The organism is Streptosporangium sp. NPDC023615, from assembly GCF_040640155.1.
Classification (GTDB): Bacteria; Actinomycetota; Actinomycetes; order Streptosporangiales; family Streptosporangiaceae; genus Streptosporangium.
In genome coordinates this window covers 1-8,386 of the sequence record NZ_JBFABE010000073.1, presented here as the reverse complement: position 1 = coordinate 8,386, position 8,386 = coordinate 1, and the positions used below count along the sequence as shown (strand labels likewise).

General features: G+C 73.6%; 5 protein-coding genes and 2 pseudogenes. 3 read left to right on the top strand and 4 right to left on the bottom strand.

What is annotated here, in order from left to right; all coding sequences use genetic code 11:
• On the bottom strand, window positions 1-264 hold a 264-nt coding region (locus AB0G16_RS32830; RefSeq protein WP_362813912.1), incomplete at its 3' end, for a hypothetical protein.
• 313 nt (window positions 265-577) lie between these two features.
• On the opposite strand from AB0G16_RS32830, the gene AB0G16_RS32825 reads away from it, so the two are divergent.
• Together AB0G16_RS32825 and sepH are read left to right on the top strand one after the other, a co-directional pair.
• Window positions 578-1,906: a D-arabinono-1,4-lactone oxidase gene (locus AB0G16_RS32825; RefSeq protein ID WP_362813910.1), complete on the top strand. Its 1,329-nt coding sequence runs from the start codon at window positions 578-580 to the stop codon at window positions 1,904-1,906.
• A gap of 600 nt (window positions 1,907-2,506) precedes the next feature.
• A pseudogene (gene sepH / locus AB0G16_RS32820) lies at window positions 2,507-3,616 on the top strand (septation protein SepH); the annotation flags it as partial.
• A gap of 1,056 nt (window positions 3,617-4,672) precedes the next feature.
• Here sepH and AB0G16_RS32815 read toward each other — a convergent pair.
• Together AB0G16_RS32815 and AB0G16_RS32810 are read right to left on the bottom strand one after the other, a co-directional pair.
• Window positions 4,673-6,376 carry a PH domain-containing protein gene (locus AB0G16_RS32815; protein WP_362813908.1) on the bottom strand — a complete coding sequence of 568 codons (1,704 nt, stop codon included), beginning with the start codon at window positions 6,374-6,376 and terminating at the stop codon, window positions 4,673-4,675.
• Window positions 6,377-6,588: 212 nt separating this feature from the next.
• Complete coding sequence (locus AB0G16_RS32810; RefSeq protein WP_362813906.1) at window positions 6,589-7,197, bottom strand: PH domain-containing protein; 609 nt, start codon at window positions 7,195-7,197, stop codon at window positions 6,589-6,591.
• A gap of 350 nt (window positions 7,198-7,547) precedes the next feature.
• On the opposite strand from AB0G16_RS32810, the pseudogene AB0G16_RS32805 reads away from it, so the two are divergent.
• Window positions 7,548-7,685, top strand: a pseudogene (locus AB0G16_RS32805) (daunorubicin/doxorubicin resistance ABC transporter ATP-binding protein DrrA); the annotation flags it as partial.
• 408 nt (window positions 7,686-8,093) lie between these two features.
• On the opposite strand, the gene AB0G16_RS32800 reads toward AB0G16_RS32805, so the two are convergent.
• On the bottom strand, window positions 8,094-8,386 hold a 293-nt coding region (locus AB0G16_RS32800), incomplete at its 5' end, for a UTRA domain-containing protein (protein WP_362813904.1).

Below are 8,386 nucleotides of genomic sequence, written 5' to 3'. Positions count from 1 at the left end.
GGCGGGGCCGGCGGCGGGGCCGGCGGCGGGGCCGGCGGCGGGGCCGGCGGCGGGGCCGGCGGCGGGGCCGGCGGCGGGGCCGGCGGCGGGGTTCGTCCCCGGTTCGGCGGACGGGGAGGGGGTGGAGGTGACGACCGGTTCGATCGCCGCCAGGTCCCGGATCCGCGCCTCGGCGGCGGCCCCCCGGGGTGCCTGGGGGACACCGGGGGCGATCAGCAGCAGGACGACGGAGCCGAGGGCGACGAGGGCGGTGACGATCAGCATCGCTGGGACGAGGAATCGCGACCCGGGAAGGCGTGACACTGCCCCCACACTAGTTCCCGGGCGCGGCGGAGGGGACCGTTGCCGGCGAAGTCGCGCCCCTGTCGCCCGGCCCCGTCCCCCGGTCGTCGTCCCGGACCTGTCGTCCGGCCTGCGGGCCCTGTCGCCAGGCAGCAATCATGAGTACTCTTCATATTCGCCGACGGAGCCGGCGAACCGGTGAACCGGCGACGACCCGTGTGCCGCGGGCGGGTCGCCTCGCGCCCGGGAGCCCCGCGTCCCGTGCCCGGCCAGACCCGCGGGGCAGGAGTCGAGCATGGCCGAGACCTTCCGCAACTGGGCCCGCAACCAGTCCGCCACCCCCGCGGAGATCCGTACCCCGGCCGACGCCGGTGAGGTCTCGCGGGCCGTGCGCGACGCCGCCGCGGCGGGCCGCCGGGTACGGATGATCGGCAGCGGGCACTCGTTCACCGGGGTGGCCCTGACCGACGGCCTCCTGCTCCGCCCGGAGGCGCTGGCCGGGATCCGCTCCACCGGGGAGGGCCGGGTCACGGCCGGGGCGGGGACCACCATCCGCGCGCTCAACGCCGAACTGCACCGGATGGGCCTGGCCCTGGCCAACATGGGCGACATCGACGCCCAGACCGTGGCCGGGGCCGTCCAGACCGGCACCCACGGCACCGGCCGGGACGTCGGCGGCCTGGCCGACCAGATCCTGGCCCTGGAGCTGGTGCTGGCCGACGGGGAGATCGTCACGGTGCGCGGCGACGGCGACGGCACGATCCGCGGGGTGGCCGAGCGGGACCTGTTCGACGCCGCCAGGGTGGGCCTGGGCGCGCTCGGCGTGATCACCGCGGTCACCTTCCGGGTGGAGCCGTCCTTCCTGCTGCGCAGCACCCGGGAACCGATGTCCCTGACCTCGATCCTCGCCTCGCTCGACGAGCTGACCGGCGGCAACGAGCACCTGGACTTCTTCTGGATGCCGCACACCGACACCTGCCTGACCAAGCGCAACAACCGCAGCCCCGGCCCGGCCCGGCCGCCGGGCGCGTTCAAGTACTGGCTCGACAACCACTTCATGGAGAACACCCTGTTCGGCGCGGTGTGCGGGATCGGCGGGCGCTTCCCGGGCGCCGTCCCCCGGCTGAACGCCCTGTCGGCCGCGGCGCTGTCGGTCTCCACCCACACCGACGTCTCGCACCGGGTCTTCGCCAGCGTGCGCCGGGTGCGTTTCCTGGAGACGGAGTACGCCATTGCGCGCGAGCACCTCGGCCAGGCCCTCGCCCAGGTCCGCGACCTGGTGGAACGACGCGACTGGAGGATCACCTTCCCGGTCGAGGTGCGGGTCTCCCCGGCCTCGGACGCCTGGCTCTCCACCGCCTACGGCAGGCCCTCGGCCTACATCGCCTGCCACGTCTACCGGCCGACGCCCAACCCGGCCTACTTCGAGGGCGTCGAGGAGATCATGACGGCGCTGGGGGGACGGCCGCACTGGGGCAAGCTGCACACCCGCGACGCCGCCTACCTGGCCACGGTCTACCCCCGCTTCGCCGACTTCCTGGCGGTACGGGACGCCCTCGACCCTGCGGGCACGTTCACCAACGACCATCTCGACACCGTCCTGGGCCGGGTCCCGGCGGCGTAGCCGGGCACGCCTCCCCACCGGCGCGCCGCCCGGCCTCGGGCCCGCTCCCCCACCGGCGCGCCGCCCCTCTCCCACAAGCTCCCGGTAAAGGGCGGCGCAAAGGCTCGCTCGAAGAACGACGCGTCCGCGTGTCCGTCGTTGCCCCGGCGCGTACGGGGGGCAGATTCGCAGGGGCCCGCGCCACTCGACCCCGAGGGAGTCCGCTGGAGATGACCTTCTCCCGCCGTCCATGCCCGCAGCCTCCGTCCCGGCCCGTCGTCACGGAGCGCGACGACGGGCCCCCGCACGACGCCGCGACCGCGGCACCCCCCGCCCGGACCGGCGGCCCGGTCCCGTGGTCGCCTTCCGGCTATTGGCGGAAGTCCGCAGCGGTTCCCGGAGTTATCCGTGAGAATCCCTGGAGGACCCCGAAGTCGCTGCTCCAGACAGGTGCCCTGTAATCAGATGAATGGAGCAAATGTGACCGGCGTCACATCGCTGCGAGCCCCATCCAGCAAGGCGATGTTCGGACATGCCGGGTACGGTGCTGGCAGGCAACCGGCACACGCGAGAGACTCAAGGGTCCGGGGGAAGATTGAGCACGACGACGAAGGGACTCGCATGCAGGAGCTCCGGCTCGTCGCGGTGAGTGAGGACGGGACCTATCTCGTGCTGGCGACGGCCGGCCGGGGTACCCGGTTCACGCTGCCCGTCGACGACCGGCTCCGTGCTGCCGTCCGCGGCAACTTCTCCCGTCTCGGCCAGTACGAGATCGAAGTGGAGAGTCCGTTGCGCCCCAAGGAGATCCAGGCCCGGATCCGTGCCGGCGAGACCGCGGAGGAGATCGCCAACACGGCGGGCATCCCGGTCGAGCGCGTGCGATGGTTCGAGGGTCCCGTGCTCCAGGAACGTGAGTACATGGCACAGCAGGCGCAGCGCTGCGCCGTGCGCCTGCCCGGCGACTCCGCTCCCGGTCCCACCCTCGGCGACCTGGTCGTCGAGCGGCTGACCCGTCGCGGCGTGCCCGCCGACGAGATCGAGTGGGACTCCGCCAAGCGGGACGACAACATGTGGCGCATCAAACTCGGCTTCGTGTGGAACGGTCACACGCGCAAGGCCGAGTGGATCTTCGATCCCCGGCGGCGTCACATCACGCCCCACGACGACGAGGCCCTGCGCCTGTCCAGCGGGGAGGACACCGACCCGGTCGAGGACGGCACGGTCACGCCGTTCGTGCCGCGCGTGGCCAAGCTCGCCCCGGTGCCGTCGCTGGCGTCCGAGTCGCTGCACCAGCCCCCCGTGGCCTTCCCCTCGGTCCTGCGCCACGAGCCGCCGGCCCAGCCCCGGCCCGCGTACGCGCAGGTCGAGCCCTCGGCGCCCTCGACGCCCCCGCCCGTCTCGGTGCCGTCGGTGCCGTCGGTGCCGTCGATGCCGTCGCTGCCGCCCGCGGCCTACCAGCAGCCGCCCATGCCCCCCATCCCGGCCGGTTACGAGGCCCCGAGGGTCTCGGTGCCGCCGTTGCGCGCCCCGGACACCGCCGGCCAACCGCCGGACAGGACCGCGGAGCACGCCTCCGCCGCGGCCCAGGGCCCCGAGGCCGTCACGCAGGTACGGCCGCCCGAGCCCGTGCTGCCCGAGCCGTCCACCACGTCCGGGCCGGTTCCGTACGAGCCGGCCGTGTACGGGCCGCCCGCCTCCACGGAGCCGGACCTCGCCCCGCCCGTCTCGCCGCCGTTCGTCCCCGAGACCCCCGTGACGGCGGCCGAGCCGTCCGTGGCCGAGCCCTCCACGCCCGAGCCCTCCACGCCCGAACCGTCCGTGACCGGGCCGTCCGCGTCCGAGCCGTCCGTGACCGGGCCGGTCGTGCCCGAGCCGTCCGCGGCCGGACCTTCCTCCTCGTCCGCTCCGCCCGTGGCCGCGCCGCCGGCCGCGCCGTCCGAGACCGTACCGCCCGCAGACGCGTCCCCCGCCGCGACACCGGCGCCCGAGCCGTCCGAGGCGCCGTTCACGGCGCCGCCCGCGGCCGAACCGCCGGTCACCCCGGCGGGGCCGGAACCCGTCGTGACCCCCTCGCGCCCCGTCGTGGCGGAGACACCCGCCGTGGCGGAGCGGGTCCGGCCACCGGCCGTCGCCGGACCGGAGACCGCGACCCGTCCCGCGGCGGAGGCACCGGCGCGGCCGGAGAACACGCGGGCCCCGGAGACCGTTCCGGCCCCGGAGACCGCCGCGACCGGGGAGACCGGAGCCGCGAAGGACACCGGAGACACCGGAGACACCGGGGGCGCCGGGAACACCGAAAGCCCCCCGCCCCCCACCACGGCCGCTCCCGCGGAGCGGCCCGCCACGCAACAGGCCACCCCGGAACAGGCCACGCCGGAACGAACCGTTCCGGACAGGGCCGTTCCCGCCGCGTCCGCCGCGGATCCCGCCCCCGTACCGGAGACCACCCCGCCGGCGGCGGGACCGGTCGTCCCGGAGGGGCCGATAGCCGTGCCCGCGGCGCGGGTCAGCGCGGACGAACCGGCCAGGACCGAACCGGAGGCACCGGAGGCGGACCCGGCCGGAACGCCGGAGCCCAAGGCCGACAAGCCCGCCGCGGCGGAGAAGCCGGTGGAGCCTCCCAAGCCGGCGCCGGCCCCGACCCCGGCACGGCCGGCCAAGAAGTCCCGCGGACGGCGTGCCTCGGTGCCCACCTGGGACGAGATCATGTTCGGCGCCAGGCGCCAGGACTGACCGCATCTCGCGAGCGGGTGACCGGGGATTCCCGGTCACCCGCTTTCGCGTACGTCAGCCGTTCGCCGAATCAGCGGACGGCGGGGACGATCCGGGCGGCCCCGGCGATCCGTGCCGTACGCCCGGCGACGGCGGCTCGACGAGGAACGGGGTGAGCCAGGCGGGGGTGACCTCGGCGGCGAAGGCGGGACCGTCGTCCTCGCCGACGTCGATGGCGGCATAGCCGCCGCTGCCCGCTCCCACGCCCGCCGTCACGGTCAGCAGGCCGGCACGGCGCTGGAACCAGGTCTGGCTCAGTGTCCAGCCGACCACGGCCCGTTCCTCGATCACCGCCTGGGAACGGCGCAGCGACCCCGACCTGACCGACAGCCGGGTGCCGTCGTAGGTGTGGCCGAGGGAGCGGTAGCGGTCGAGGCCGAGCGGGACGCCCAGCACCGCAAGGAGCAGGGCGGGCGCCCCGAGCACCCACCACCATCCCGACCAGAGCTCGACGGCGGCCAACGCGCAGGCGGCGACCACCAGCCAGGGAAAGATCGCCCGGAACAGTCTGCGCCTGCGCGCGGCGGGCGGGTGGGGCCGCAGATCGGTGGCGATCGGGCCGATGGCCTCGCCCACCACGTCGAGCACGATGCCCTTCGGCGCCACCGGCATCAGCTGGCCCCTGGTCTGCGAATCCCCGAGGCCGGTCACGATCGCCCAGGCGCGGCCGAGGCCGGCGCCGCGCTCGGCCGGCCCCTGGACGAACTCGAACCCGCGGACCCTGCGCCGTTCCAGCGACACGCTCCGGCGCGTGATCAGGCCGCGACCGGCGATCAGGTACCCCTCGCGGGCCCGGAGACTGAAGTCCCAGTTGAACACCGCGTACATGACCGCGCCGACCACCGGCATGGCCAGGATGAGCACCACCAGGGCCGCGACGAGGAAGGGCGGGTGCTCCCAGAGCCACTCACCCGCGCCGACCAGGACCCGCCTGTCGATCCCGAACTCGGTCCCCAGCTGGAAGGCCAGGCCCACGGCACCGGCCACCAGCGCGAAGGGGGTCAGCAGGTAGGCACCGGAGAGCGGGCCGTACACGAGCCACTTGCGCGGCAGCACGAAGAACACCCGTTCGGGAGTGGTGTCCCCCACCTCGTGGCGGACCGTCCCGGCCCCGGTGTCCGTCCCCGGCCGGGCGGGCACGCCGTCCGCGAGCCCCTCCGGGCCCGCCTCGCCGATCACCTGGTCCGCCCCGCGCGCCTGGACGCGTCTCGCCGTCCGGGCACGCGCGTGCCAGAGCAGCACGGCCTTGAGGCGTTCCCCCTCCTCGACGGTCACCCCGTCGAGTTCGCCCTCCTGCTTGTCGTCGCCGCCCGCGCCGGTGTCGATCCGCAGGACGGAGATGCCGAGCAGGCGGTGCAGCGGCGGAGCGCTGACGTCGACCCCGCGGATCCGCTCCAGCGGGATGGTCCGTACCGACCTGCTGATCAGCGACCGGGTGAGCTCCAGCCGGTCACCGACGACCTGGTAGGTGAAGGTCGCCCAGCGCACCGCCGCGAACGCGACGGAACCGACGACGCCCATGGCCGCCCACACGAACGACCCCGGGGAGAACCCGCCGATGAACAGCACGCCCGCCAGCGGCACGAAGAGCGAGGGCAGCATCCGGATCGGATCGGTCAGCAGCACCTTCGGGCTGAGCCGCAACGGCGCGCCGGTCGGCGGCCCGTCCCCCTCTCCGCCCGGTCCCTGCGGCGACAGGCCCCCGGCCCCGGGTGCCACGGCGGGGACGTCGGGTCCCGGCCGCGCGGCGGGGCCTGCGGCAACGGGTCCCGGGATGAGGTCCCCGGGACCGGCCGGACTCTCCGGCCCCCGCGGTCCGGGGGTCTCCGGACCGGGAGTCTCCGGACCGGGAGTCTCCGGCCCCGGCGTCCGCGAACCGGGGATTCCACGCTCCGGCGGCCCGGCCGGTGGCTGATCGGCGGCGGGTCCGGTCATGTCGCGTCGTCCCTGAGCTCTTCCGCGCGGCGGGCGAGCCCCTCGGCCAGTTCGGCGGCGACCTCGTACTCGAGGCCCTTGATCGTGGACGAGCCGGCGTGCGAGGCGGTGCGGATCTCGACCGTGGCCAGGCCCAGCATGCGTTCGATCCAGCCCTGCGCCTTGTCGACCGTCTGGATCCTGCTGACCGGGACGAACACCCATTCCCTGCTGATCCAGCCGGAACGCGCGTAGACCACGTCCTCGCTGAGCTCCCACCTGTGCACGGCGTACCGCCAGAAGGGTTCGACGATCATTCCGGGGATGAGCAGCACCAGGATGATCCCCGGCAGCCACCAGATGTTGTCGAGCACCCACACGGGCAGCCAGGACCAGCGATCCTCGTCGATCCACCGGGCGAGGAAGAAGGAGCCGACGGCCAGGAGCACGGACCAGAACAACCCCTCCAGCAGCCACATGACGATGGCCTTGCGCGAGACGGGATTGGCGGGGTCACGCAGGGAGAAGCGGTCACGTCCGGGGCCGCCTCGGCGGCGCCCGGCCGAACGATCGGACTCCCACGCCTCCTGCGAGGCGGTGTTGTGCTCATCGGCGCGGTCACTCACGCTGCCAGCCTAAACGCTCTTGTCCCGGCGGGTGGCCCGACGCCTGCCGGGGAACGGCCGCTGGAACGGTCCGGGGTCACGGACGTCACACCCGCGGGAACGAGCCCGGGTCGCGGACGTCACGCCCACCGGGACGACCCGGCGGCCCCACCCACGCCACCCACCGCACCCACAGGGGCGCCGCCCCGTGGACCGTCCCGCGTGCCCGGCCGAGGACCGTTCCGGCCAGGTCCTCGGCGAGCGGGCCGGAGACATTTCCGGCCGGCCCCGAAGCGAGGGACCGGAAGGCCGGGAAATGTCGGTGGGACGGTACATGCTGTGAGATCCGCCACTACGAGAGGGGCTGAACGATGACCTATGCCATACGGGCCGAGGGCCTGGTGAAACGCTACGGTGAGACCCGCGCGCTGGACGGGGTCGATCTTCTCGTCCCCCAGGGTCGCCTGCTGGGCGTGCTGGGTCCCAACGGCGCCGGCAAGCCGACTGCCAAGGTATGACCCCTAAGTGTGACAGCATTGTTATGGATCTCCGCAGGTCAAGGCGTTGAGAGCTTATGGGGCGCTTGCCCGCACCTCCGCCTAGCCTGATCATCCCGTCTGCCTCGACCCACCGCGTAGCGGCAGCGGGCCGGTAACGGAGGATCAAGCCCGTCTTCCCGTGTACGTCAACCGGCCGCCGTTCCTTGATCATTGGATGCCAACGGTCACAGACGGGCTTGATCCGTAGGCGCCGGTCTGCTGGGCTCTGCCTGGGGCGTGGCAGACGGGATGATCAGGCAACCAACCCCAGCCACTTCGTTACCCGCGCGTCTGTCCGCTCGCGCGCCCCTCCCCATCCCGGAGTGGAGCGCCCCCACCGGAGGTACCTGCTTCCGCTATTGCGGACATGAGGGCGGGTCAGAACTCGTCGTATCCAGAGACTTGGCCGATGGGGAAGATGTGCCTGTTCGCGGCACAGATCGTTTCCAGGACGTGGATGGGCGTTCCCTCGCTGGAGTAGCTGGACCGAAGGACCTGAACTACCCACTCCCCCGGCTCAAGCTCCAGCGTTTCATACTCGAACGATGTTGGCGGCCGGGCCGTCAGGTTCTCTTCCGCGTGGCCAAAGGTGTAGCCGAGAGCTGTCAACGCTGACGGTCGCGTCCTCGGAGCGGTGTAAAAGGCTCGACGAGGTAGGTGCCGCGGGCTGA